The 1,315-nt window shown below is 62.2% G+C and carries 1 protein-coding gene; it reads right to left on the bottom strand.

Annotation, left to right across the window (positions count from 1 at the left end):
• Positions 1 to 1,097 (bottom strand): RecQ family ATP-dependent DNA helicase (locus tag MAXJ12_RS26600; protein ID WP_008839199.1); only part of this gene is annotated, 1,097 nt, incomplete at its 3' end.
• Between the last annotated feature and the right edge of the window lie 218 nt (positions 1,098 to 1,315).

Genomic DNA, 1,315 nt, shown 5'->3' with positions numbered 1-1,315 from the left:
CCAAGAAGAGCGTCGAGCTTCTGCCTCTCCATGTGCTTGCGCTGCTCCGGCGCATCCGATTCGTCGATGAAGCGGGTGCGCAGGGCTATGTCCTCATAGCCGTAGAGCATCAGCGCTTCCGCAGGTAGGCCGTCGCGCCCGGCCCGGCCGGTCTCCTGGTAATAGGCCTCGATGCTGCCAGGCAGGTCGAGATGGAAAACAAAGCGCACATCGGGCTTGTCGATCCCCATGCCGAAGGCGGTGGTGGCGACCATGACGATGCCTTCTTCGCGCTGGAAGCGGGTCTGGTTGGCCGCGCGCACCGCCTTGTCTAGCCCCGCATGATAGGCGAGTGCGGGAAAGCCGCGCTCATTGAGTAAAGCGGCAGTCTCCTCCGTCTTGCGCTTGGAGAGGCAGTAGATAATGCCGCTTTCGCCCTTGCGCGGCTCCAGAAAGGACAGCATCTGCCTGCTTGGGCCCTCTTTCTCGGCAATTCGATAGCGGATGTTGGGCCGGTCGAAGCCGGTGACAAAGCTGTTTTCCGCGCTGATTCCCAGATGGTGGACGATCTCGGCGCGCGTAGGGGCATCGGCAGTGGCGGTAAGCGCCATGCGCGGTGCGTGGGGAAATAGTTCGGCCAGGCAATCGAGCCGGCGATATTCGGGCCGGAAATCATGCCCCCATTGCGACAGGCAATGTGCCTCGTCGATCGCGATGAGGGAGAGCGGAACGTTGTGGAGCCGCTTCAGAGTGTCAGGCCTCAGCAGCGTTTCCGGCGCGACGTAGAGAAGATCGAGTGTTCCCGTCTCAATGGCGCGCCAGATGTCCGTCCTCTCGCCGGTGGCCAGGGAGGAATTGAGCGCAGCGGCCCTGACCCCCGCCTGGCACAGCGCAGCCACCTGGTCGTCCATCAGAGCGATCAGCGGCGAGACGACAAGCCCCAGGCCGGGCCGGCACAGGGCGGGGATTTGGTAGCAGAGCGATTTGCCGCTCCCCGTGGGCATCAGCACGAAAGCGTCGTTGCCGGCGATCACATGATCGATGATCTCCGCCTGCCCCCCGCGAAAAGCGTCATAGCCGTAGACTGTCTTGAGGAGATGCAAGGGGGCGGGCGTCATATGGACCGGCTGGCAAAGGGATGAAACTATTAGCCGTTCATAACAGCCGGATTTTCTTTTTGCACCCGACAGGAGAGCCCACCGTCGGATTGGGGCGCTCAGCGCCGGCATGGCAAGGAGGTGAAGCAGGCGTCAAGTTTCTGGCATTCCCCTCCGGCGGGTTGTGGCGCTAGGCTAGTGCCCGTCCATAAACGGCAAGGTACTGAATTTATTGGAAG

The sequence above is a fragment of the Mesorhizobium alhagi CCNWXJ12-2 genome (genome assembly GCF_000236565.1).
Taxonomy (GTDB): Bacteria; Pseudomonadota; Alphaproteobacteria; order Rhizobiales; family Rhizobiaceae; genus Allomesorhizobium; species Allomesorhizobium alhagi.
The sequence above is the reverse complement of the archived record's forward strand: the minus strand, read 5'-3'. Positions and strand labels throughout refer to the sequence as shown.